Here is a 22,182-nt window from a genome sequence, read left to right as displayed (position 1 = left end):
TTTCATAAGGCCGGAGGTCGGTTATGGCGAGACGGATATTCAGTCGGGAATTCAAGGTTGAGGCGGTTCGGCTCGTAAAGGAGCGCAGCGTCACCGTTGCGCAGGCCTGTCGCGATCTGGATGTGCATGAGAATGTGTTGCGACGCTGGGTTCGGGAATTGACGGCGGATCCTGCGCAGGCCTTCCCCGGCCATGGCCAGCAGAAGCCGGAACAACAGGAACTCGAGCGGCTGTGAACTGATGGGGTGGATGCCCCCTCCGCCCAGCATCTTACGACGCTGGGCGGAGGGGGCATCCACCCCATCAGTTCAGGAATTCGTCGCATAGACGCGTGTGTCGTCACACAGGCGGCTCGTTCGGCAGTCGCTACCTTCCCTCCATCGAACGACGCAATTCCCTGGAGGGGACAATGATCAATCTTCGCAAATTCGTCGCCGGCGCAGTCCTGGCGATCATGATCGGCTCCGCGATGGCCGCGACGCCCGCCGCCGCCAATGTCTCCCAGAGCCGAACCACGGCCCCGGGCGGCGCTGTCGTCGAATTCGCGACGGACGTGGAGCCTGGCGCGATCGTCATCAGCGCCAGCCAGCGCCGGCTGTTCTATGTCGTCGGCAACGGCGTCGCCATCAGCTATCCCGTCGCCGTGCCGAAGCGCGGCAAGGAATGGTCGGGCGTCACCTCGATCAGCTCCATGCACGTCAATCCGGACTGGACGCCCCCGGCGGCGGTGAAGGCCGACCATCCGGAACTGCCCGACCTCATTCCCGGCGGCGCGCCGAATAACCCGATGGGGACACGCGCCATGCTGCTCGATCGCAGCGAGGTCGCCATCCACGGCACGACGAACAAGATGCGCGCCTCGATCGGAACGGCCGCCTCTTATGGCTGCATCCGCATGCGCAATGAAGACGTCGCGGATCTCTTCGACCGTGTGAGCGTCGGCGCGACGGTCATCATGCAGCCCTGAACCGGGATCGACTTGCGGATAACGCGCCGACCGCCCCCTCCGATCGACCTCGGCGCCCATGGCAAGGGCCGTCAGCAACTCGCTGGCGGCCTTCATTCAATGATGACGAGCATCCTAAGCATTCTCTGCGTTCGTGGCTCGCAGTAATCATCGGCTGTTCGATCGGATTGGGAGCATCGCGAACTATTGGAGATGGTGGGTGCCCGCAAGCTCCCGGCGAGCGCCTGGCTGTGTGGCCGCGCCGCCTATCGTGCCGAAAATGCGCTCGAATAACGACCGATCTCCAGTCGCTCCTGCGCCGGACGCGGCGCCGCAGATCGTCATCAATAACTACGCCGCAGCCGTCCAGGTCGAGCCGGAGGTCAGCGAGGGCAGGGTGGCGCTCATGATCTATTCCGCCAACCGCGAGAACAACGTCAGTCTGCCATCCATTCTCGGCGCCGCCGACAAGAGGTCTTCATGATGGCAGGACAATAAGGTATCCAAATACCGTATAAGCTAAAATGGCTAGAAAGCGCCCCTGATGCGCTAAACTTTTCAGCGGCTACATTTAGCTAGCGTATCGATTCCGCGAATGCTTGGCCCGTTTCTGGCCCGTCTAGAGGCATTCGCCGGCGTAGGCGTAGCTAGCAGGCGCGGCGCGGCGGAAAAAGGAAGGTGTCGACAAAGGTTTAGCATCGGGCCTCCGGCGAACGCCCGCAGGGATTAGCTTAAAATTTTAGTAGACTAAAGCGCAGCGGAGTCCATTCCGGGGGGTGTCAAAAATCCATCCTCCGGGGGTGGTTCAAAAAAGCGGTTGCGCCGGAGCGTCTCCGCGAGCGAAGCGAGCCGGAGCGCGAAGCGCAACCCCGCGCGTAGCGCGGAAGCGAGCCCCGCAGGGGCGAGCCGTAGGTGTGTCGTTACACTCCGGGGAAGACTGGCACAATTTTGATGCGCAGAAAGCGAAATTTATTTAAGACTCTAAGACTCTAATAATACATATATATAGGGGGGAGCGTCACGAAAACCGTGCCAATATCTACGAATTTGCGCCAGTCTCTCGTCCAGTATCCTTCGGCGTCTATAGAGACTGGCACAACCATTTAGACTTCTCCAGACCCCCTCAAGACATCGCGGGATCACCCGGACTGAAATTATTTTACGCCTTTCAGCGTCCGGTCTTGAAAGAATGGCACAAAAAAATTACACTATTGTCATGTCAGAATGACACGGAAAGGTTACGCTAATGAGCCTCACAAAAGAGATGATTCAGCGGTCTCGCGACCGGATCGAAGCGGGACTCCAGAAAGACGCGGAACGACGCAGGGCTTTGCAGAAGGCGCGTGACGCCGCCATACACGCGCGGAAGGTTGAAGCACTCAAGGCTGAGCTTACGGCGAATCCGTCCCGTCACGCTTCGGCGCGCCGCCACGACGCCGAATTAATCGAAACGCCGGCCGATGGTTTCGACCTGAATCGCGCCAAAAATGTGCTGCGCCAGCGACGTTATCGCCAGCGCAAGAAGGCCGAAGCGCTACCGGCCCCGAAGCTCCCTGTAGGTCCGAATCAGGGCGAGGCGCTTCTTGTCGAAATCGAGCGGCGTCTGTCGGCGTGGGTCGCGCGCAACTCGACCGGCGCGCGCGAGCGAGCAATCAAGAACCGGCTCGCCGACGTTGTCGCTTCATACGCCGAGCTTCTCAACGCCCGTGAGCACCTCGGTCGCGAGCCGACGCTTTCCGAATATGCGGAGGCGCTAGGGCAGGGCGCGACGCGCATGGTGGCGCGTCGGCGACTTGAATTACTTCATCGGCTTGAAGCCGTCGGCGGGCCGCTGGCGCCTGTCGTTCACGCCGATCTTACTCAGGCAGACATCGAGCGCATCGAGGCGGCGCTCGCCGAAACGCCCGGATTTGAAAACTGAAAAGGAGGGAAGCGTGAGCGAACGTCCGCTTGATAAAGCAAAGGTCTTGTCGCTTTTTAACGAATATCGGTCCAAAATAAGAGATTTGGAGGCCGAAAATAAACGGCTGAAGGCGCGTGTTGCAGAACTTGATGCTGCGGCCAAAGACGAACGCGACCGCGAACTTGATGAAATGTTGAAGGTGCTGGACGATATTTAAATCGTCCGCGCACAAGTTAATATTGCGGTGCCGCCTTTTTCCCCCGAGCGCCACATAAACAAGCCGACAACGACCTATTGTGACCGCGCCGCGATCATGCGCGACGCGCACAAGCGATACCGCGACGGCAAGCGCCTCGGGCTCGGCTGACCGGACCGAGTTCGGCGCATATCGAGGTGAAGGGCGAGGGTCTGGCGTTCCGCGACCAGGCGCAGCCGCAATTCTACACCAAGGCGGCCGAAGTGACGCTTCAGACCGGCAAGAAGTGCTTCACCATCGCCGGCCAGCAGACCTTCGACGGCGCCGTCGAGAAGCCGGTGACGACGCATGTCGGCCTGTTCGGCGTCACGCAGACGACCGCGAGCGTGCCGACCAAGGCCTATGCCGGCGACATCCAGATGTTCGATAAATGCGACGGCTCGCAGATCGACGCGGCGTCGGTTCCGAAACCGAAGTCCTAACGTCGCAACAATGATTGACCGTATCGAAGCGCTAACCATTTGCGCGCGTTTTGTCGCGCCCGGCCATTGCCTAAAATTTGTGCGCTAAATCGCGAATTCGCCGTGCGCTCGCCGCTATAGAGTCGGTGTGAGCCGATACCCCGCACGCTGCACCCAAGCCGACATCGCCCGCGCCATCCGCGCCGTCGAGCAGACGGGCGCGCGCATGGCTGTCGAGATCGCGCCGGACGGAACCATCCGCATCGTCCCATATGACGGCCCTGCGTCGTCGCCAGCCAATGACCCGGTGCGCCATCTTGAGGCGGATTCGGATTTTGTCCTATGATTCGCCGCGTCGATAATCCTTCCCGTGAGGCCGATATGCCGCGCCCGCGCCCTCCCTATCTGCATTCGGAAATCTCGCGCCACGGCCGTCGCGTCTGGTATTTCCGGAAAGGGAAGGGGCCGCGCGTCCGTCTTCCTGACGCATATGGCAGTGATGATTTCTGGAGCGCCTACCACGCCGCCATGGCCGGGGAGGTCGCGCCGAAGAAGCCCGCCGGCGCAAAGAGCGGCTCATTGCGCTGGCTGATCGACAAATACCGCGCCGAGAGTTCACACTGGTCACAACTCGCCCTAGAGACGCGCCAGCGACGCGAGCGCATATTTCAGGCGGTTATCGAGGCCGCAGGCGACAAGGCTTATACGGCCGTCACGCGCGCCAAGATTGTCGAGGGCAGGGACCGGCGCCGCGCAACCCCGTCGGCTGCAAATCATTTCTTGAAGGCGAGGGCCGGGCTATTCGCTTGGGCGTTCGAGGCGGACCATGTCGCAACCAATCCGTGCGAAGGCGTCAAGATGCTGTCACAAAGAACAGACGGTCATCGTCCGTGGACTGAGGCGGATATTGAACGCTTTGAAGCGCGTTGGCCTGTTGGCACGCGCGAGAGGCTTGCGCTGGCGATTCTGATGTATACCGGACTGAGGCGCGGCGACGTGGTGAAGCTCGGTCGTCAGCACGTCCGAGACGGCGTTATCAGCCTGAGGACGGAAAAGACGAACACGCCGGTGCATCTGCCAATGCTTCCGGCGCTTGCCGAGATTATCGACAAGAGTCCCACGGGCGACCTGAATTTCATCGCGACGAAGTCCGGTCGACCGATTTGCGCCGACGCATTCAGCGCCATGTTCCTCTGCGCCTGTAGAGCCGCTGGCGTCGACGCTTCGCCGCATGGCCTTCGCAAGGTCGCGGCGACGCGCGCGGCGAATGCTGGCGCGACCGTCGCGGAGCTAGAGGCGCTATTTGGTTGGACGGGTGGTCAAATGGCGTCGCACTATACAAAGGAAGCAGATCGCGCCCGGCTCGCGCGACAGGCGATTGCCAAGCTCGCCAAGCCCGAACGGTGAACATTTTATTCCCGCACCTGTCTTTAGGGTGCGGGCGCTATGCAAAAAAAACGTCAGAAAAATCATATAGATAAAAATGCAAAGGGGGCCTCGCGAAGGCCCCCCCCCAAAATTTATCGAGAAAAGTGCTGGAAGCTATAGAACGATTAAAAGGTAGCCTGAAAAACGCGGTTTTGTATCGAACACCGGGGCTTTTGGCGTCCGCGGAAATTTCGTCCGCCGCCCGTTGTTCGATTGAAGAATTATGACGAAAGTAATTCTTGATCATCGTCCAAACGGATGACGCGGGCGGATTTCTATGACGGGCACCGTCAGGCGGGGAAACCTGCCCCCAGCGGCGAAAGCCCGCCGAGCAGCGAGACGACCTCCGCCTGACGGTTGCAGCCCGTCTTTTCCATTACGTTGCGCATGTGGGTGCGCACAGTGTTGCGCGAGACGGCGCCGTCCGCGGCGATCTCCTCCAGCGATTTTCCGACGACCAGGCTGCGCGCCACGCGCGCTTCAGCGGGCGTCAGGTCGAAGAGCGACTGCACCAGCTCGACCGGCGGCGCCTGTGGCGTTCCGACGGGCGTCATCACAACCACGGCGGCGCAGCCCACGAATATGTCGCGCGCCGCGCCGCGAATCGGCACGACATGGACGATCATGGGCGCACGCTCTTCGGCGCCGCGCACCGGGAAGGAGCGCGTGGGGGCGCTCCGGTCGTCGTGGAGGGTCGTCATCGCGCCGGCGAGCAACTGGTCGGCCGCGTCATCCCGTAGCGAGAACGCGTCCTGCGCACGCCAGCGCACATGCTCGGTCAGGGCTTCCATCAAATGATTGGTGGCGAGAACTCGTCCTTTCTCCCCGATGACGAGGGCCGGCAGACCGATGAGCGCGAGCGTCTCGCTGGCGACGCGGGCGCGCTCCAGTTGCATGCGCGCCGACATCAGCGCCCCGCGCGCGAGGTGGGGCCGCAATTCGTCGAGGCGTCTGACGAAGGCCGGCTCCACCGGGCCGCGGTCGAAATCGCGGTTCAGGCAGATGAAAAGGTCGTCGCCCGTCGGCAGTGACATCACCGTCGAAACGGTCCAGCCGAGGCCGCGCGGACGCAGGAATTGCTGGTAGGTCGGGTCGGTCTCCAGCTCTTGGGGGGTATAAATGTCGGATTCAACCATGAACCCGGCGTATCGAAGGCGCATCAGCCGGGCGCGCCGGTCCCGTCCCCGCTCGATCCACCCCTCCGTGGCGTAGGCCGCCATGTGCTCCCGAACGCAGTCCGAGGACGTCCAGTTGATCGCCTTCGGATTCGCGGCGAACAGCACGCCCCCTCGCGCGTCCGCCATTCGGGAGAGCTCGTCCATGACCCGCGGCCAGAGCTCTGGCGCAAAAGAACTTGCATAGATGCGGTCGACGAGATCCTGGTCCATCGATAACCCGGCAAAACTTGTAGGCTCGCAATTCAAGTCGACAAAGGTCGCTCAAAACGTCAGCCGGCGCAACAGTTTCGCTTGGGCTGGGCCGGGACGGGCCGGCGATCCCGACCCCGCAGGGCGAGAGAAAGTTTAGTGTTTGCCGGGGGTAAGCTTCACGCCGCGCCGCTCGAAAGCGATGTAGGACAAGAGAGCGGTCATTTTCGGATCGTCGGCCGCAAGCGCCGCGCCCTGCAGCGGATTCTTGATGCACCAGTTCACCATTTCCCAAAGCTGCGCGACCTTCGCGAGCTGCTTCTGGAATTTCGGATAGGTCTCCGGATGCGTATTGGCGGCGTTGGGATGGCATTGGGCGCAGGCGACGCCATTCGTCCCCAGCGCGCCGCTCGTCCACAACTCGCGGCCTTTTTTGGCTACGGAGTCGAATTCGCCTTGCCAGCGCTCGACGTCGGCCTTGCTGAATTCATCCGCGAGAGCGGATTGCGCGATCAGGGAAAGGCCCAGGGCCAGGGCGATTGTAACACGACGCATGTTGTTCTCCTCGGTCAGTAGTGGGTTTGCGCCGTCTTGCGGCGGCTCGGCTCCTGATAAGCCTTGTCCACCGGCTTTCCCTGCTTTCGGTCGAAGCCGACAACACGCTCCTGATTGTCCCAAAGCTGGTAACGCGCTGTGATCCGGCCGGAGTTGACGTCGATGAGCTGCCAGCCTGTCGCATCACGCTCGAAGAAGGGGTCGGCGCGGTTCATCGGAACGGTGAGCACGGGAACCTGCGCGCCGGCCTGCGCATAAGAATCGGGGTAGGGCCAGGGCCACGCCGTCGCCATCACCGAGTTGAAGGCGATATTGCCGATCTGGTTGTACTGAATCTGGTGCACATGTCCGTAGATCACGTTTACGCTCTTGAACGGTTGCAGCAGCGCCTGCACCTGCTCGGCGTCGTCTGTCCAGAAGTTCCAGCCTTTGTAGATTTTTTGTAGCGGCGAGTGCGAGAACACGATGAGAGGCGTGTCCTTCGAGACCTTGGCGAGATCATCCGCCAGCCATTTCCGCTGCTTCTCGCCGACCATGAAGGGCGAGCCGTTGGGATTGTCAAGGCCCGCCATCTCCTGCATGCGCCGCTCGGCGGTCGGCCAGCGATGAAATGTCCACTCGTCGGTGGTGAGGATCGAGTTCAGCACGACGAAATGCACGCCCTTGTGATCGAAGCTGTACCACTGCGGGCCGTAGAGTTTCGACCAGTATTCGCCGAGGTCGAGATAATAATCATGCTCACCCATCACCGCATGGAGCTTGCTCTTGAGATGTGAAAGCATCTCGGCGCCATGGTCGAGCTCCTCGCGCTTGCCGAGCTGCGCGAGATCGCCGCCGAACATCACGAAATCGGATTCGGGAACGATGAGATTGGCTTCGGCGACCGCACGCTTGAGGCCCGTGTCCCAATTGCGCACGAAACTCGCGCCCTTGATCTGCTGGATGTGGGAATCGGAAATATAGGTGAAGGTGAAATCCTCGCGCGTTCCGCCGAAGGCAAGCCGAACCATGCTCAGCGGCAGCGTCGTTACGGTTCCCGCGAGCCCGGCAGCGCCCGCGGCCATGACGCTTCGCCTGGTGATGAGTTTCGACATTGTTTCCTCCGTCGCGGTTTGCGTCGCGTCATTTCGTCCGGGCGGCGACATAAGCGGGACTCGTCAACGTCTCCAGGAAGGCGACGAGATCGTCCATCTGCTCATTTGAGAGATTGAGCGGACGAATGCCGCCCGAGAGATAGGGGTTCACGGTCGGCGGATCGCCGGGGCTCATCCCTCCGTTGTTGTAATGTATGACGACGTCCTTGAGCGTCTTGAGGGAACCGTCGTGCATGTAAGGCGCAGTGACCGCGACATTGCGCAGGGTCGAGGTCTTGAAGCCGCCAATCTCGTCGAAGGAGTCGGTTACAGCGAAACGGCCGAGGTCCGACGTCTTCGGATCGCCGAGCACGGACCTGTCGACGTCGCCTCCCGCCGTCTTGGCCTTCAGAAATTCGGCGGCAAGTTTCGGGACATCCGCCTGTATGCGATTGATGCCGACCCCGATGTTGTGGAACCGGTTGTCGGTAAAGATCGCCTGCGTCTGTTCGATCACATGGCAGGAGACGCAGCGGCCCTGTCCGACGAAAACCTCGAATCCGCGTTTCGCCTGATCGCTGATCGCACTGGCGTCGCCGCCGAATCGCCATCTGTCGAAGGGCGAGTCGCCCGAAATGACCGTGCGCTCGAAACTGGCGATGGCCTTTTTCACGTGGTCCATCGTCACATCGTTTCCGGTCTTTCCGAACGCCTTCCTGAAGGCTTCGACATAGGCCGGATCCTCGCGCACGATCTTGAGCACGGGCTCGTGGCTAGGCAGTCCCATCTCGACCGGATTGACCATCGGATGTTGTGACTGGTCTTCGAGGGACGGTGAGCGGCCATCCCAAAACTGCGTTGTGAAATAGGCGGCATTGATCACCGTCGGCGCATTGCGCGTCCCGGTGAGTTTGTGATGACCCTCCGACACGCGCAGCGGCCTGTCTGTGAATGCTTTCTTGTCATTGTGACAGGTCGCGCAGCTCACAGTTCCGTCGATCGAAAAGCGCGCGTCGTGAAACAGCTTGTCGCCCAATGCGATTTTTTCGGGCGTCTGGGGATTGTCAGCGGGAATCGGGACAGGGGGCAGACCCAGAGGTTCGGCGTCGGAACCAGAGACGCCGAGAAGGAATGTGAGCAAGAGAGCGGCGAGCGTCGCTTCGACGCGAATCCCCGTTGCATCCAGGCGCATGGTCATCGTTTCCTCCCGTCCCCGATGCGGCTCTTCACCACCCGTGGTTAACTTGGCGCTTGTTGACGTATGTAAAGGGGAGTCCATTCGCGCTTGTCGTATTTCCGTCGCGCGAATGCTGTCAGGCTCGAGACGAGCGAAGCGCCGGCCCGAGGTCCGGCGGCCCATGCTCCTCCCAGCGGGATAATTCAATTTCCGGTCGCAATCTCACCACGGCGCCTGATGGCGGGGACGAACTCATTCCGTAACAAGAGCTCCTCCATAAGGGGCTGGCGCGTTCCCGCGCTGCGCCGTGAGGGCTTTTTCGGCGCCCGGGGTTGTGGTAGCCGATGATCGAGCTTCAGGCGCCATGCGGCCGCCGGAGGCGATCGGGTTTGCGTGACGAAAAAACCAGGGAGTGAAACATAATGTCTCGACTTCGGATCGCCTCAACGAGCGCGATGCTGCTTTTCCCGCTGATGGCTCACGCCGGCGACCTTCGCGCCGACGCCACCGCGGTGTTCAAGACCGTCGATTCGGTCAATGTCTCTTCCATCGTGAAGAACAACGAGTTGACGCCTGCGAAGGCCGAACTCGGAAAGAAGCTCTTCTTCGAACCCCGCCTCTCGAAGAGCCAGGTCATCAGCTGCAACAGCTGTCACAACCTCGCCACGGGCGGCGTCGACGCGGGGCCGCTCTCGATCGGCCACGGTTGGGCGAAGGGCGGACGCCGCGCCCCGACCGTGCTTAACGCCGTGTTCAACATCGCGCAGTTCTGGGACGGCCGCGCCGTCGATCTCAAGGCGCAGGCGAAAGGCCCCGTGCAGGCGGACGTTGAGATGAACAACACCCCCGCCGCCGTCGAGGCGACGCTGCGCAGCATGCCCGCCTATGTCGCGGAGTTCCGCGCCGCCTTCCCGAATGACGCGAATCCGGTCAGCTTCGACAACATGGCCAACGCCATCGAGGCCTTCGAGGCCACGCTGACGACCCCCAACGCCAAATTCGACAAGTTCCTCAAGGGCGACGACAGCGCCATGAACGAGGTCGAGAAGAAGGGCCTGCGCCTGTTCATGGACAAGGGCTGCGCGGGTTGCCACAACGGCGTGAACGTCGGCGGCAACAGCTACCAGCCGTTCGGCGTCGCCCAGAAGCCGGGCCCGGAGGTTATCTCGCAGACCGACAAGGGCCGTTCGAAAATTACGGGCAACGCCGCCGACGACTTCGTCTTCCGCGTCGCGCCGCTGCGTAATGTTGCATTGCACGCGCCGTATTTCCACAGCGGCAGCGCCTGGACGCTGGAGGACGCCGTGGCGATCATGGCGAAGGACCAGCTCGGCCAGACGCTTTCGGCGGACGAAACCGGCGCCATCGTCGCTTTCCTCGGCACGCTGACCGGCGACCAGCCCAAGGTGCAGTATCCGATCCTGCCGGCGCGCACCAAGGACACGCCGCGTCCTCAATAACAGCCACGGGAGCGCGCCCTTGTGGCGCGCTCTCTTCATCCCGTTCGCATTCAATCGACGCATCGCGGGCTCGTCGTGTCGGACGTCCCCCGCAAGGATCCAGGGCGATAGCGAGCGTTGTTTTCTCCAATCTTGTCTACATAGGAATCAGTCGCCGACCGGCCGCGGCGCCGTGAAGGCAGATTTGGCCTGGGGAGCGTCTCAACGGTCTCCGCCGCCGCGCGTCGCATTGGGCAGCGCATCGTGGCGATTTCAGTAATCGAGCGTCATTTCAATTATTTGACCAGATCGGAATGGATCTGAAACCGGCTCGGATCTCTTTTTTCGACATCGACAGCATCCATGCCGACCATCGATGGTCCAGATGATGAGGCATTTGTGGTCACATCTGTGACAATCCATCTGGCGGGGAGTGGCTGGGCGGGAACAAACTTTCGCCATAATATCGGCTCGGCCCTGCATATCGCCCGAAAGTCCTGATTTTGTCGCGGGTGGGCGTTACGCCCATTATACCAAAAAATCTTTCATGCGACCCCAAAGGGTAGTTTTATTCCTATCCACTGGGGCTGCACTGACTATTCGATAGACAGTTTTTAGCTATACCAAGGGATATTGTGATTAATTTGGGGAGGGGGAATTGTTGGGCCACGCTAAGCGGGGTCTTTGAACTGGTCCGAGAGGGTCTGTTTTGGGCTTTGTCTTAGGCGGCGACGTCGGTGTTCGTCCGATAACAACAAGCGGCTGTGCCAGGGTTTGGTTTGAGGGTTTCGATCTTCGGGCTGGATTTTTGGAAGGCTGCGGCAAGACAAGGGCGGTGAGGCGCGGATCTACTGAGATAGGTTGCGCCCAACGTTTACGAAAACGAGGACGAAGCAGCTCTGTTCTGGGAGGCGGAGCGATACCGGTCACGCGCATATCCCTGGGAGCACATAGGAGGAGTTAAAATATGAGCTCGACGACAAGCGCGGCTGCTGGCGCAGCTGCAGAAGTAGAATCCGTAGTCGATCTGCGTGGCATGTGGATTGGCCTCGTATTGCTGAACGTGTTTTATCTGATCGTTCGCATTTACGAGCAGGTCTTTGGCTGGCGCGCGGGTCTGGACTCGTTCGCTCCGGAGTTCCAGACGTATTGGATGTCGATCCTGTGGACGGAGATTCCTCTTGAGCTGGTTTCGGGCCTCGGCCTTGCCGGCTATCTGTGGAAGACTCGCGACCGCAACGTCGACGCTGTTACGCCTCGTGAAGAGATGCGTCGTCTCGTTGTCCTGGTTCAGTGGCTTGTCGTTTACGGCATCGCCATTTACTGGGGCGCTTCGTTCTTCACGGAGCAGGACGGCACCTGGCACATGACGGTGATTCGCGACACGGACTTCACGCCGTCGCACATCATCGAGTTCTACATGAGCTACCCGATCTACTCGGTTATCGCGGTTGGCGCGTTCTTCTATGCGAAGACCCGCATTCCGTATTTTGCTCATGGCTACTCGCTGGCGTTCCTGATCGTCGCCATCGGCCCGTTCATGATCATCCCGAACGTTGGCCTGAATGAGTGGGGCCACACCTTCTGGTTCATGGAAGAGCTGTTCGTTGCTCCGCTTCACTGGGGCTTCGTGTTCTTCGGCTGGATGGCTCTGGGTGTGTTCGGCGTCGTCCTTCAGATCCTGATGCGCATCCATGCCCTCGTCGGCAAGGAAGGCGTCAAGCTCCTGACCGAGTAATGACGATGGCCGCCCGCGCCGAGCGCGCGGGCGGTTTTCTCGGCGGACCTGAAGTTTCGGACAATTTGCGGGGTTTGGCTGCTCGCCTGGCGGCGACGGTTTCTTGGAGTTTGGCCTGAATTCGGGTTCACGAAAGAGAGACGCCGCGGGAACGCGGGGTGGAAGGGGATCTGGACGACGTCATTGGAGCGCCGTCCGGGAGCCGGTCCGGGGAGCGAAGAGCCTTCGGTCTGGTCGCAAAAAGAAACTCGCGCGTTTTGAAGCGCTCGAGAAACACCAAGGAGAAGAGTGATGTCACAATCGAAAAGCGGGGGAGCGGTCGGACCGTTCAACTCCGTCGCCGAGGCGGCGGGTTGCGTTCAGACGGTCGACTGGATGCTTCTTGTTCTGCTGTTTTTCGCCGTTCTCGGCGGTTATCACGTCCACTTCATGCTGACGGCGGGCGACTGGGACTTCTGGGTTGACTGGAAGGATCGTCGTATGTGGCCGACGGTTGTGCCGATTCTGGGCGTGACCTTCTGCGCGGCGTCGCAGGCTTTCTGGTGGGTCAACTTCCGTCTTCCGTTCGGCGCCGTTTTCGCGGCTCTGGGCCTTCTGATCGGCGAGTGGATCAACCGCTACGTCAACTTCTGGGGCTGGACGTATTTCCCGATCAGCCTGGTGTTCCCGTCTGCTCTGATCGTTCCGGCGATCTGGCTCGACGTGATCCTTCTGCTGTCGGGCTCCTACGTGATCACGGCGGTTGTCGGCTCGCTGGGCTGGGGTCTGCTGTTCTACCCGAACAACTGGCCGGCGATTGCGGCGTTCCATCAGGCGACCGAGCAGCATGGTCAGCTGATGACGCTTGCTGACCTGATCGGCTTCCACTTCGTCCGCACGTCGATGCCGGAATACATCCGCATGGTCGAGCGCGGCACGCTGCGCACGTTCGGTAAGGACGTTGTGCCGGTTGCGGCGTTCTTCTCGGGCTTCGTCTCGATGATGGTGTATTTCCTGTGGTGGTTCATGGGTCGCTGGTATTCCACGACCAAGGTCATCGACACCATCTGATGCGGGCTGTGGTCCGCGGTTCGGAAGGGTCGCGGTCCCCGTCTGGAAAAGGAAGAACGCAAACTGGATCAGGTTTGTCCATCGGGTTGGCCTGACGGTTTGCGGATGAAAAAATCGGCTGGCGCGCGAGGCGCCGGCCGGAAGAGGAACCTGGGAGGTTTGTTCATGAAAAAGCTAGTCAAGCTCGCCGCCTTTGGCGCGGCGGCTGCTGTGGCGGCGACGCTTGGAGCGGTTGCTCCGGCCTCGGCGCACGGCGAGAAGTCGCAGCAGGCGTTCCTTCGCATGCGCACGCTGAACTGGTATGACGTTCAGTGGTCGAAGACGACGGTCAACGTCAACGAGGAAATGGTTCTTTCGGGCAAGGTTCACGTCTTCTCGGCGTGGCCGCAGGCCGTTGCGAACCCGCGCGTTTCGTTCCTGAACGCCGGCGAGCCCGGCCCGGTTCTGGTCCGCACGGCGCAGTTCATCGGCGAGCAGTTTGCTCCGCGTTCGGTGTCGCTGGAGATCGGCAAGGACTACGCCTTCTCGATCAACCTGCGCGGCCGTCGCGCCGGCCGTTGGCACGTTCACGCCCAGATCAACGTCGAAGGCGGCGGCCCGATCATCGGACCCGGCCAGTGGATTGAGATCAAGGGCGACATGAAGGACTTCACCGACCCGGTGACGCTCCTCGACGGTTCGACCGTTGACCTCGAGCACTACGGCATCAGCCGCGTTTACGCGTGGCATCTGCCGTGGATGGCGGTTGGCGCCGCGTGGATCTTCTTCTGGTTCGTCCGGAAGGGCATCATCACGTCCTACATCCGCGTTGCGGAAGGCAAGGCTGATGACGTCATTGGCGATGACGACCGCCGCATCGGCGCGATCGTCCTTGCTCTGACGATCCTCGCGACGATCGTTGGTTACGCTGTGACGAACTCGACCTTCCCGCGCACGATCCCGCTTCAGGCCGGCTTGCAGAAGCCTCTGACGCCGATCGAGACGGAAGGCACCGTGGGCGTCGGCAAGGAGAATGTGACGACCGAGCTGAACGGCGGCGTCTACAAGGTTCCGGGCCGCGAGCTGACGATCAACGTCAAGGTGAAGAACAACACGTCGCAGCCGCTGCGTCTCGGCGAATACACCGCCGCTGGCCTGCGCTTCCTGAACCCCGACGTGTTCACGACGAAGCCGGACTTCCCGGACTACCTGCTGGCCGACCGTGGCCTGTCGGTTGACGCGACCCCGATCGCGCCGGGCGAGGCGAAGGAGATCGTCGTGAAGATCCAGGACGCCCGTTGGGACATCGAGCGTCTGTCTGACCTGGCTTACGACACCGACAGCCAGATCGGCGGCCTCCTGTTCTTCTTCTCGCCGGACGGCAAGCGCTACGCCTCCGAAATCGGCGGCCCGGTCATTCCGAAGTTCGTCGCCGGCGATATGCCCTAAGCGTCCTTCGAACGACTGATACAATCGACCGGCCGGATGAAAATCCGGCCGGTTCCTTTTTTAGGGCGATGCTCAGTTTGGCTCGTCGATCAGCATTTCCCGTGGCGGAGTAATGACCTGTCACGTTGAAAGCGGGTGCGGTCGGCGGGATGTATTTTGAAACAGGGCCAATGCTTTTGCTGAAAATCAATTGGTGCGTCCATTCGACGCAAACTCAACGCGGGCTTTTCTCTCGCCTCCGCTGCAGTTTTCAGGAAATATATCAGCGGAGTGCAAGCTGGCGGTCACTGGCGCAAACGCTTCCCCGTCTGCGGATCACGCATGAAGACGAGCGGGGAAGGAATGCGACGTCGGCCCGGTTACCGAGCACGGACGATCTTCGATCTGGAATGGCGACAGGCGTCCATAAGAAACGAACAATCGAGGGATGGAAATGATGAATTGGCGTAGCGCTGTAGCCGCTATCTTCGGGGTGGTTCTTTCGATGGCGTTTGCGCCGCAGTCCCGCGCCGAGGGCGGCGCCGGCCCGGAAGCGATGTCGATGGGGAACATGTGCATGGTCATGTTCGGCTATGACATGATCCACATCACGGTCTTTCAGCCGGACAAATCGCGCAGCGAATATTGCGATGAAATTCCGGCGACGGGTCGAACGATAATGGCCTTCGACATCGAGAACCCGGCTTTTCGGGATCTGCCGCTCGAACTGCGCATCATCCGTGATCCGCTGACACCGGTTCTGCCGACCGGCGAGAAGGAGCTCGACGCCCTTACCGAACTGCATCTCCCGGCCAAGAAATATTCGAAGGGCACATTCAGCGTCGAGCACAATTTCGCGAACAATGGGCATTACATCGGCCTGGTAACGCTGACGCGAGAGAGTGGCCAGCAGGAAACGGCTCAATTCAAATTCATGGTCGGGGAGACGCTCTGGGCCTGGGTGCCGCAGATTGCAGGAACGATCCTGATCGCCGGCATCGTGTTTGTGTATTGGAAACACACCCATCCGTCCGGGGGAAAGAAGAAAGAGGCGACCGATCTGGCCGCGTCTTGAATGGGTCCTTCAGCGTGTTCATTTCAAAAAGCGGGATAAACGCTCGTTCAAAGTGAAGAGGCCCAAGCGCCTCAGGGGAAACGTCATGATGAAGTTTGTTCCATCGTTGCGCGGGATCAACGCCCCGAAGCTGCTGTTGGCCGGGGCCGTCGCCATGTCGATGGCCGGCTCGCCGGCGCTCGCACACTCCTTTCTCGTCGAGGCGACGCCGTCCTCCAAGGACCATGTCGCAACATCGCCGAAGACCGTGAAGCTGCGTTTCGGCGGGGGCGTCGAGCCGGCCTATTCGAAGCTCACGATCGAAGGCGCCGACGGAAAGGTGCTGGCGACGGGCGCCATTGGCGTTCCTGACAAGCCGCGAGAGCTCTCGGTCGAGTCGCCGGAGCTGGCGCCGGGGAAATATGTCGTGCGCTATCGGGTGCTCTCGACCGACGGGCACATCGTCGAGGGCAATTACGAGTTCACGGTCGATCCCAAGTAATCGAATCATCGACAATCAGCGCGCGCACGGCAAGGTTTGCTCCTTGCTGTGCAGCTCCCTCTAATCTCCTGACGACGCAGAGCAGCGGCGGCGCTGCGCCGGTTTGAGAGCATTATCGGGCGAAAAGAGAATGTATCTGTCTCTCGCGTTCATACGCTTCCTCGAAAGCCTGCCTTCAGCTCTTGCCGTCGGGCTTTTGCTGTTGCCCCGCCTCATCGGCGAGGATGGCGGGCGCTTCAAGATTCCTGTCGCGGCGGCTGCTGTCTTTCGCGCCTTGATTGGTTTCGCGCTGCTTTTCGTCACAGCTCGGGCGATCATTCCCGCCGAGCGGCCGTTGAATTTCGAGGTGCTCCGCGAATTCACGCTCGGCACAAGCGTCGGCATGGCCTGGATTGCGACGCAACTCATCGCCTTCTTCTTCGCAGGGCTGACGGTCGCGCGCCTGTTTGTGTCGTCCGACCTGCTCGATCGCATCACGCTCTGGACGGGCGTCGTGGTGCTCGCCGTAGTCTCCGTTACAGGCCATGCGATCGACGACGGCCTGCCGAGGTGGACGCAGATAAGCTTCCTTTTGCACACCGCGGCCGGACTCACTTGGCTCGGCGGTCTTCTCGGTCTCATCTGGTGGATGTTCACCGCCAAGAGCAAGCCGCCGGAAGTCGCGGCGCAGCTTGCCGAGCGCTGGTCGATGGTCGCGAAGGTCGCCGTCGGCCTCGTGGCGGTCAGCGGTGTGGCCATCGCCTGGGAGAATGTCGGCAGCATACCCAATATGCTGGCGACTCCTTACGGTCGGCTGCTGACACTGAAGCTCACCTTCCTTTGCGCGGTCCTTCTGTGCGCCTTGGCGATCGTCCGCTACATGGCGAAGCGTCCCGCGGGCGAATTCGACGTCGAATGGGTCGGCAAGATCGGCGGCGTCGAGGCCGCGTTTGGCCTGGGGCTGCTGGCGATCGCGGGGTATATCGCGGTCATTACGCCGGCGTCGCATGAGACGGATATTTATTGGCCTCTGCCGTTCCGGCTTTCCTACATTGCGACCTGGGGCCAGAAGCCGGCATTCCCGTCGCCGATCTGGTGGTGGGCGATCGCATCGGGCGTGTTTGCGATCGCGGCGGCAATGATCTGGTGGACGCCTGCGACACGCGAGCGCCGGCTCTACGCCGCGCCTGCGGCGACGATCGCGGCGCTGCTTTGCCTTGCGGTCTCGTTCTCGACGGAAGCCTATACCGACACCTACAACGATCCGACACAGGACTTCACCGCCGAGTCGGTCACGCGTGGGATGCAGGCGTTTCAGGAAAATTGTGTCGCGTGCCACGGCCCGATGGGCGAGGGCAATGGGCCGATGGCGAAGGACCTCAAGAATGCGCAGGGCCTTGCGATCCAGCCCGCCGATCTGACCGCGCCGCATGTCGGAACGCATACGATCGGCGACATATTCCACTGGCTGACCTTCGGCGGGCAAAGCGGCGTCATGCCGAGCTTCGCGCATGTGCTCGACGTCGACGATCGCTGGGACATGATCAACTATCTGCTGATGTTGTCGAACACCAATCGTTCGCGTTTTATCGGCCCCGTCGCGATGATCCAGTGGCTGATCGCTCCGGATTTCGCCCTCGTGGATCCGAAGGAGGAGGTGACAACCTTCTTCAAGCTGCGCGGCAAGCCGACGCTCATCTCCTTTGCGCGCTGCACGGCGACGGGCGAGGAAGCCAAGGAGCTCGAGGCAAGCCTGTTGAAGGCGGCTGAATCCGCCAAGGCCTCCGGCGCGAATCATGTGACGGTCTACACCGGCGATTGCCCGGCAGCCGCGAAGGGGCTCGAAGCGACGCACCCGAAGGCGGTAGAGATGGCGTATTCGATCATCAACCGCTATCCGAACGTGCCTTACACGACCGAAATCAGCGAGGCGCATTTCCTCGTCGATCGTTCGGGCTATGTGCGCGCGCGCTTCCGCCACTTCGCGCCTGACGACGGCAACGCCACACAGCTCGCCGCGCAGGTCGCAATGATGGCGCAGGAGCCGCTGGTCGAAATCAATCTGCACTCGCACTGAGCTTTTGGCGCGAGTGAGAGAAAAGCGCTTTCAAGCCGGCGCCAAAGCTGGCCTATCAAGGGAGAGAAAGATGATGATCAAGCGGCGTGATCTTTTGGCGTCGGGGGGCTCTTTGCTCGCGGGCGCGGCTCTCGGAGTCGTTGCGCTGCGGGGTTCAGCGCAGGCGCATGAATATGACGTGGGCAAGCTGAAGGTGGAGCATCCCTGGCTCCGCGCCCCCGCGGACGGCGAGAAGAACGCGTCTTTCTACGCCTTCATTCACAACAACGGCGACACCCCGGACAAGCTCGTCGCAGTCAAGGTCGAGAAATTCGGCAGCGCCGTCATTCATGGCGACGCCAAGAATCTCGCGCTGGAAGCGCCGGTGTTGCTGCCGCCCAAGCAGAAGATCACGCTTGCGCCCGGCGGCGCCTATGTCGCGCTGCTCGACGCCAAGAAGCATCTCGAAGTCGGCTGGGGCCTCGAGATGACGCTCGTCTTCGAGAAGGCGGGCGAAGTTGTGATCGACGCCGCGATCGACGCGCCCGACGCCAAGCACGCGCATGACGCCGAAGCGATGGAGCGTTGGGAAAAAGCCCACAACAAGGACACCTCCGGGCCGAAGCCGGAAGCCGGGCACGAGGGCCATCACGGCCACCAGCACCATCATGAGGAGAAGAAGACCGAAGGCGCGCAATAACCGGCGCGCGGCGAGGGATGCGGCTTTGACGCCGCATCCTGCGTATCGAGGCTACGGCGAAGCAACTATTCGCAAAAATTCAAACGCGCGCCTCGCGGCGCGCGCTTATGTAAATGACTTTATTCAAAAACGCCGTTCAGCGTTCCATCGAGACCAGACGTCCCGAAAAGGCGCCGTTGTCGGCGAGCGGCGATGATTTTTGAACGGAATTGACCGGCAGAGCGAAGCCCAATACGAACGCCGCTGTCGCCATCGCGGCTACCAGCAGGATCGACACACGAAACTGCCTACGAGCCGACTCGCGATCGAAGCTGCGCGTGAAAGCGGGTTCAATCTGATCGTCGAACTTATCAACGAGCGACATTTTACTTATTCCTCTCGCATTTCGCCCTTGTAGCTGCCCAACACCCCGGCGACCGCTCCCTCCAGACGCCGCGGAAGAGCTCCGGACCGTGTTACGTCCGCGTCCTTGCAGTAGAAACGACGATCGGCGGAAAAAGTTGCATGCCTTTTCGGAATTTTTATAAATTTTTAATAATTGAACCACCCGCCGGATCAAATAGTTGATTCGTCTTGCGGAGTCGCTTTTCTTTCGCACTTGCAGCACTCCCGCAGGCTGCGTGAACTATGCTGTAACACGGCCAGTTAGCTCGGAAGCCGAAGTAGAAGCCGCGATTTCGACGATGCTTTTTCTCCGCAGTGCAAAATCGGCGAGGCGCAGGGCAAGGACGGTAATGGCGGCGCCGACCGCGACATCGGCGAAATGATGCCCGCCATCGGCTGGAATCGACATCAAAACAAGGATGTTCAGCATGATCGCGAGCTTTCCGAAAAACGGCGTTCCCCACAGCGCGTAAACCGACAATATGGCTAACGCCGTGTGAAAGGACGGGCAGCCGATGAGGCCGGTGAAGTCCTCCATGCGCAGGGTCGGCGTCGGCCCGACGTGCAACGCCAGCAGTTTCAGCGCTTCCTCTTTCGACATGGCCAGTTCGAACGTCGGATCGGCAAGACCCTGCGCGTAATGCAAGGGCAAGGCGCCGAAGCTCGGGAAGGCCGTCCAGAGGGCGATCGTCAGCGCCGAGGAAAACATGAAGGCGAGGGTAAACCGGTCGAGGCGCTCGAATCGTTTCGTGAAGCCGAGAACAATGATCGCTGCCGCCACCTGCGGCAGCGACGTCAGATAGGCGAAGGTCAGCATCCGGCCGAAGAGGGGACTGGATTTCGCCCATACGACATAGCCCCACCAGTCGATTCCCATCGCCTGGTCGACCCGGGCGAGGAAGGCGTCGTTCAGCGGGCGACGAAGTTCGAGGCCGAGGTAGTTGTCCAGAACGGCGACATTCGAATAGACGACGATCTGCGCGACGACGAAAACAGTCGCCGCTATGCCCTCATCGCGCCCCAGCAGGCGATAGACGACACCGACGCCGGTGAGCGCGCCGGCCATCAGATAGACGGGGATGAGCGTGCTCCAGTCCACTCGCAGCGCCGTGAAGGGCGAGAAAAGTTCGAAAAGCGCCACGCAGCCGAAAATGACGCCGAGACGCCAGTAATCCGCGTAGGTCAGCAGTCGAGCAGACATCGGCAAGCCCCCGTTTGGCTCGCCGCATTAAGCCTGTCCGGTCCCAAATATCCGATTAATGGCGACGTCCAAGCTGTGTGCCGCGCCGCACCAGCAATATTCGGCGCTCGCAAACATTGGCTTTTCCATTGATCGGCGCAAAAGGCGCGACTATCTTCGGCGGCGTTATGTGCGGCGCACCAAGCCGCGCTCCCTCGCAAAAGGCGCTTATCAATGTCCTTCCTCGCCCATGCTCTCTCGCGCGTAAAACCCTCCGCCACGATCGCCGTGACGCAGAAGGCGCGGGATCTGAAAGCGCAGGGCAGGGAGGTCATCAGCCTCTCGGTTGGCGAGCCCGACTTCGACACGCCCGAGCACATTCGCAACGCCGCCAAGGCCGCCATCGACCGCGGCGAGACCCGCTACACGCCCGTGCTCGGCATCCCGCAGCTGCGGGAGGCGGTCGCGCGGAAGTTCAAGCGCGAGAACGGGCTGGACTACAAGGCCGCCGACACGATCGTCGCGACGGGCGGCAAGCACATTCTGTTCAACGCTTTTCTCGCCACGCTCAATCACGGCGACGAGGTGATCGTCACCGCGCCCTATTGGGTGAGCTATCCCGAGATGGTGGCGATCTGCGGCGGCAAGACCGTTTTCGTGGATACGAAGATGGAGGACGGCTTCAAGCTGCAGCCGGAGGCGCTCGAGGCCGCCATCACGCCGAAGACCAAGTGGCTCGTGCTCAACTCGCCGTCGAATCCCTCGGGCGCCGCCTACAGCTTCGACGAGATGAAGAAGGTGACAGACGTGCTGCTGCGCCATCCGCAAGTGCATGTCCTCACTGACGACATCTACGAGCATCTCGTCTATGGCGATTTCAAATTCGTTACCCCTGCGCAGGTCGAGCCGGCGCTGATGGACCGCACGCTGACCATGAACGGCGTCTCCAAGGCCTACGCCATGACCGGCTGGCGCATAGGCTACGCCGCCGGCCCGAGCGCGCTGATCAAGGCCATGGACCTGCTGCAGGGCCAGCAGACCTCCGGCGCCTGCTCGATCGCGCAATGGGCGGCGGTCGAGGCGCTGGAAGGGCCGCAGGAGCATCTCTCGATTTTCCGCAAGGCGTTCCAGGAGCGGCGTGACCTCGTCGTGTCCATGCTCAACCAGGCGAAATATCTGAAATGCCCGACGCCCGAGGGCGCCTTTTATGTCTTCCCGTCCTGCGCCGAGGCGATCGGTCGCAAGACGCCCGCGGGGAAGGTGATCGAGACCGACGAGGATTTCGTCACCGCGCTGCTCGAGGCGGAGGGCGTCGCCGTCGTGCAGGGCTCGGCCTTCGGCACGGGACCGAACTTCCGCGTCTCCTATGCGGCGTCGGCGCTCGTGCTCGAAAAGGCCTGCCACAAGATACAAACCTTCTGCGCGAGCCTCCGTTAAAGCGCTGAGCAAAGTGTCGGCGGTTTTCCTTTCGAACGCGCAACAGGATATGAAGCGGGAGCAAATTCGGCGAATTCGAATTCACCGAATTTGCTCTGGTCGCGTCGCCGCCTTTACGCGGCGCGCCCATGCGCCCTAGATTGTCGAAAA

The 22,182-nt window shown here is 61.1% G+C and carries 22 protein-coding genes and 1 pseudogene; 17 read left to right on the top strand and 6 right to left on the bottom strand.

What is annotated here, in order from left to right; translation table 11 throughout:
* Positions 1–23 precede the first annotated feature (23 nt).
* From MET49242_RS07000 to MET49242_RS06965, 8 genes and pseudogenes are all read left to right on the top strand, one after another.
* Positions 24–233 (top strand): annotated as a pseudogene (locus tag MET49242_RS07000) (transposase); the annotation flags it as partial.
* Positions 234–409: 176 nt separating this feature from the next.
* Positions 410–967, top strand: a complete 558-nt coding sequence (locus MET49242_RS06995; protein ID WP_036281756.1) for a L,D-transpeptidase — start codon at positions 410–412, stop codon at positions 965–967.
* 232 nt (positions 968–1,199) lie between these two features.
* On the top strand, positions 1,200–1,430 hold the full coding sequence (locus MET49242_RS06990; protein ID WP_144259499.1) for a hypothetical protein: 231 nt from the start codon (positions 1,200–1,202) through the stop codon (positions 1,428–1,430).
* Positions 1,431–2,192: 762 nt separating this feature from the next.
* A complete protein-coding gene (locus MET49242_RS06985; protein ID WP_036281751.1) occupies positions 2,193–2,867 on the top strand; it encodes a hypothetical protein in 675 nt (224 codons plus the stop codon).
* A 13-nt stretch (positions 2,868–2,880) separates the two neighbouring features.
* Complete coding sequence (locus MET49242_RS06980; RefSeq protein ID WP_144259498.1) at positions 2,881–3,066, top strand: hypothetical protein; 186 nt, start codon at positions 2,881–2,883, stop codon at positions 3,064–3,066.
* 176 nt (positions 3,067–3,242) lie between these two features.
* A complete protein-coding gene (locus MET49242_RS06975; protein WP_036281746.1) occupies positions 3,243–3,527 on the top strand; it encodes a hypothetical protein in 285 nt (94 codons plus the stop codon).
* A 127-nt stretch (positions 3,528–3,654) separates the two neighbouring features.
* Positions 3,655–3,852 carry a hypothetical protein gene (locus MET49242_RS06970; RefSeq protein ID WP_036281744.1) on the top strand — a complete coding sequence of 66 codons (198 nt, stop codon included), beginning with the start codon at positions 3,655–3,657 and terminating at the stop codon, positions 3,850–3,852.
* Positions 3,853–3,887: 35 nt separating this feature from the next.
* Positions 3,888–4,913: a tyrosine-type recombinase/integrase gene (locus tag MET49242_RS06965; protein ID WP_036287226.1), complete on the top strand. Its 1,026-nt coding sequence runs from the start codon at positions 3,888–3,890 to the stop codon at positions 4,911–4,913.
* A gap of 311 nt (positions 4,914–5,224) precedes the next feature.
* On the opposite strand, the gene MET49242_RS06960 is transcribed toward MET49242_RS06965, so the two are convergent.
* The 4 genes from MET49242_RS06960 to MET49242_RS06945 form a co-directional block, all read right to left on the bottom strand.
* Entirely contained in the window at positions 5,225–6,322 is a 1,098-nt protein-coding gene (locus MET49242_RS06960) for a helix-turn-helix transcriptional regulator (protein WP_036281743.1), read from the bottom strand.
* A 135-nt stretch (positions 6,323–6,457) separates the two neighbouring features.
* Positions 6,458–6,856, bottom strand: coding sequence for a hypothetical protein (locus MET49242_RS06955; RefSeq protein WP_036281741.1), 399 nt, complete (start codon positions 6,854–6,856; stop codon positions 6,458–6,460).
* A 14-nt stretch (positions 6,857–6,870) separates the two neighbouring features.
* On the bottom strand, positions 6,871–7,950 hold the full coding sequence (locus tag MET49242_RS06950; protein ID WP_036287223.1) for a metallophosphoesterase: 1,080 nt from the start codon (positions 7,948–7,950) through the stop codon (positions 6,871–6,873).
* A gap of 28 nt (positions 7,951–7,978) precedes the next feature.
* Complete coding sequence (locus MET49242_RS06945) at positions 7,979–9,127, bottom strand: cytochrome-c peroxidase (protein WP_244430746.1); 1,149 nt, start codon at positions 9,125–9,127, stop codon at positions 7,979–7,981.
* A 401-nt stretch (positions 9,128–9,528) separates the two neighbouring features.
* Here MET49242_RS06945 and MET49242_RS06940 point away from each other — a divergent pair, with 401 nt between their 5' ends.
* From MET49242_RS06940 to MET49242_RS06905, 8 genes are all read left to right on the top strand, one after another.
* Positions 9,529–10,566 carry a cytochrome-c peroxidase gene (locus MET49242_RS06940; RefSeq protein ID WP_036281739.1) on the top strand — a complete coding sequence of 346 codons (1,038 nt, stop codon included), beginning with the start codon at positions 9,529–9,531 and terminating at the stop codon, positions 10,564–10,566.
* 946 nt (positions 10,567–11,512) lie between these two features.
* Entirely contained in the window at positions 11,513–12,283 is a 771-nt protein-coding gene (gene amoC / locus MET49242_RS06935; protein ID WP_084678888.1) for a bacterial ammonia monooxygenase, subunit AmoC, read from the top strand.
* A 291-nt stretch (positions 12,284–12,574) separates the two neighbouring features.
* The gene (gene amoA, locus MET49242_RS06930) at positions 12,575–13,333 is read left to right on the top strand and encodes a bacterial ammonia monooxygenase, subunit AmoA (RefSeq protein ID WP_036281738.1); all 759 of its coding nucleotides are present in this window, start codon (positions 12,575–12,577) and stop codon (positions 13,331–13,333) included.
* Positions 13,334–13,498: 165 nt separating this feature from the next.
* Complete coding sequence (gene amoB, locus MET49242_RS06925) at positions 13,499–14,761, top strand: bacterial ammonia monooxygenase, subunit AmoB (RefSeq protein ID WP_036287217.1); 1,263 nt, start codon at positions 13,499–13,501, stop codon at positions 14,759–14,761.
* A gap of 436 nt (positions 14,762–15,197) precedes the next feature.
* Positions 15,198–15,815, top strand: coding sequence for a hypothetical protein (locus MET49242_RS25485; protein ID WP_244430744.1), 618 nt, complete (start codon positions 15,198–15,200; stop codon positions 15,813–15,815).
* Between the two features lie 85 nt (positions 15,816–15,900).
* The gene (locus tag MET49242_RS06915) at positions 15,901–16,296 is read left to right on the top strand and encodes a copper resistance CopC family protein (RefSeq protein WP_036287210.1); all 396 of its coding nucleotides are present in this window, start codon (positions 15,901–15,903) and stop codon (positions 16,294–16,296) included.
* A gap of 130 nt (positions 16,297–16,426) precedes the next feature.
* Positions 16,427–18,352 carry a CopD family protein gene (locus tag MET49242_RS06910; protein ID WP_036281734.1) on the top strand — a complete coding sequence of 642 codons (1,926 nt, stop codon included), beginning with the start codon at positions 16,427–16,429 and terminating at the stop codon, positions 18,350–18,352.
* A gap of 70 nt (positions 18,353–18,422) precedes the next feature.
* Positions 18,423–19,031 carry a copper chaperone PCu(A)C gene (locus MET49242_RS06905; protein WP_036281731.1) on the top strand — a complete coding sequence of 203 codons (609 nt, stop codon included), beginning with the start codon at positions 18,423–18,425 and terminating at the stop codon, positions 19,029–19,031.
* Positions 19,032–19,167: 136 nt separating this feature from the next.
* On the opposite strand, the gene MET49242_RS06900 is transcribed toward MET49242_RS06905, so the two are convergent.
* Both MET49242_RS06900 and MET49242_RS06895 read right to left on the bottom strand, forming a co-directional pair.
* Positions 19,168–19,395, bottom strand: a complete 228-nt coding sequence (locus MET49242_RS06900) for a hypothetical protein (RefSeq protein WP_036281729.1) — start codon at positions 19,393–19,395, stop codon at positions 19,168–19,170.
* A gap of 261 nt (positions 19,396–19,656) precedes the next feature.
* Complete coding sequence (locus MET49242_RS06895; protein ID WP_036281726.1) at positions 19,657–20,616, bottom strand: phosphatase PAP2 family protein; 960 nt, start codon at positions 20,614–20,616, stop codon at positions 19,657–19,659.
* Positions 20,617–20,829: 213 nt separating this feature from the next.
* Here MET49242_RS06895 and MET49242_RS06885 point away from each other — a divergent pair, with 213 nt between their 5' ends.
* Positions 20,830–22,032, top strand: coding sequence for a pyridoxal phosphate-dependent aminotransferase (locus tag MET49242_RS06885; protein WP_036281722.1), 1,203 nt, complete (start codon positions 20,830–20,832; stop codon positions 22,030–22,032).
* Positions 22,033–22,182: the final 150 nt, after the last annotated feature.

This window comes from Methylocystis sp. ATCC 49242 (genome assembly GCF_000188155.2).
Classification (GTDB): Bacteria; Pseudomonadota; Alphaproteobacteria; order Rhizobiales; family Beijerinckiaceae; genus Methylocystis.
This window is presented reverse-complemented; position numbering and strand designations above follow the sequence as displayed.

What these genes read in the sequence shown, in the direction of transcription:
- MET49242_RS06995 (WP_036281756.1), top strand. Translation starts at nt 410, where the DNA reads ATGATCAATCTTCGCAAATTCGTCGCCGGCGCAGTCCTGGCGATCATG.
- MET49242_RS06985 (WP_036281751.1), top strand. Translation starts at nt 2,193, where the DNA reads ATGAGCCTCACAAAAGAGATGATTCAGCGGTCTCGCGACCGGATCGAA.
- MET49242_RS06965 (WP_036287226.1), top strand. Translation starts at nt 3,888, where the DNA reads ATGCCGCGCCCGCGCCCTCCCTATCTGCATTCGGAAATCTCGCGCCAC.
- MET49242_RS06960 (WP_036281743.1), bottom strand. Translation starts at nt 6,322, where the DNA reads ATGGACCAGGATCTCGTCGACCGCATCTATGCAAGTTCTTTTGCGCCA.
- MET49242_RS06955 (WP_036281741.1), bottom strand. Translation starts at nt 6,856, where the DNA reads ATGCGTCGTGTTACAATCGCCCTGGCCCTGGGCCTTTCCCTGATCGCG.
- MET49242_RS06950 (WP_036287223.1), bottom strand. Translation starts at nt 7,950, where the DNA reads ATGTCGAAACTCATCACCAGGCGAAGCGTCATGGCCGCGGGCGCTGCC.
- MET49242_RS06945 (WP_244430746.1), bottom strand. Translation starts at nt 9,127, where the DNA reads ATGACCATGCGCCTGGATGCAACGGGGATTCGCGTCGAAGCGACGCTC.
- MET49242_RS06940 (WP_036281739.1), top strand. Translation starts at nt 9,529, where the DNA reads ATGTCTCGACTTCGGATCGCCTCAACGAGCGCGATGCTGCTTTTCCCG.
- amoC (WP_084678888.1), top strand. Translation starts at nt 11,513, where the DNA reads ATGAGCTCGACGACAAGCGCGGCTGCTGGCGCAGCTGCAGAAGTAGAA.
- amoA (WP_036281738.1), top strand. Translation starts at nt 12,575, where the DNA reads ATGTCACAATCGAAAAGCGGGGGAGCGGTCGGACCGTTCAACTCCGTC.
- amoB (WP_036287217.1), top strand. Translation starts at nt 13,499, where the DNA reads ATGAAAAAGCTAGTCAAGCTCGCCGCCTTTGGCGCGGCGGCTGCTGTG.
- MET49242_RS25485 (WP_244430744.1), top strand. Translation starts at nt 15,198, where the DNA reads ATGAATTGGCGTAGCGCTGTAGCCGCTATCTTCGGGGTGGTTCTTTCG.
- MET49242_RS06915 (WP_036287210.1), top strand. Translation starts at nt 15,901, where the DNA reads ATGATGAAGTTTGTTCCATCGTTGCGCGGGATCAACGCCCCGAAGCTG.
- MET49242_RS06910 (WP_036281734.1), top strand. Translation starts at nt 16,427, where the DNA reads ATGTATCTGTCTCTCGCGTTCATACGCTTCCTCGAAAGCCTGCCTTCA.
- MET49242_RS06905 (WP_036281731.1), top strand. Translation starts at nt 18,423, where the DNA reads ATGATGATCAAGCGGCGTGATCTTTTGGCGTCGGGGGGCTCTTTGCTC.
- MET49242_RS06900 (WP_036281729.1), bottom strand. Translation starts at nt 19,395, where the DNA reads ATGTCGCTCGTTGATAAGTTCGACGATCAGATTGAACCCGCTTTCACG.
- MET49242_RS06895 (WP_036281726.1), bottom strand. Translation starts at nt 20,616, where the DNA reads ATGTCTGCTCGACTGCTGACCTACGCGGATTACTGGCGTCTCGGCGTC.
- MET49242_RS06885 (WP_036281722.1), top strand. Translation starts at nt 20,830, where the DNA reads ATGTCCTTCCTCGCCCATGCTCTCTCGCGCGTAAAACCCTCCGCCACG.